General features: G+C 38.4%; 1 protein-coding gene. It reads right to left on the bottom strand.

Annotated elements, in window-relative coordinates; all coding sequences use genetic code 11:
- Positions 1-78: 78 nt before the first annotated feature.
- Positions 79-297 (bottom strand): DUF2835 domain-containing protein, encoded by a 219-nt coding sequence (locus AB4653_RS19205; protein ID WP_004733645.1) that lies wholly within the window; start codon positions 295-297, stop codon positions 79-81.
- Positions 298-320: the final 23 nt, after the last annotated feature.

Raw genomic sequence — 320 nt, 5'->3', positions numbered from 1 at the left:
TTGTTTTAGAGGTGGTAAGAGGTGAAATGTTTGATTATGTGATTAAGATTCCCTTTAACTCACTAGGCACGCCAAGCTTTACAGAGCTTCCAACTTAATAAACTTATTTTTTTGGTCAGTTGTTAACCTAAACTGTCCTCTAACCCCTATTTGTGTAAGAAATGGTCTGAAGCGAGTTGCAGGTAGCTGTAAGCGTAACCCTGTTGTTGTTATCACTTGAACTTTACTTGCGGCACCCGAGTAGCTAGCCAAAAACTGCTGATATGAGATGTTAAGTTGGAAAATATAGCGATTCATACGATACCTGTATACATATACAG

The sequence above is a fragment of the Vibrio sp. 10N.222.48.A3 genome, assembly GCF_041475345.1.
GTDB classification, from domain to species: Bacteria; Pseudomonadota; Gammaproteobacteria; order Enterobacterales; family Vibrionaceae; genus Vibrio; species Vibrio tasmaniensis_A.
Note: the sequence above shows the minus strand (reverse complement) of the source record. Positions and strands in the feature narration are given on the sequence as shown.

Coding starts and splice junctions, on each gene's coding strand:
- AB4653_RS19205 (WP_004733645.1), bottom strand. CDS start 297: ATGAATCGCTATATTTTCCAACTTAACATCTCATATCAGCAGTTTTTG.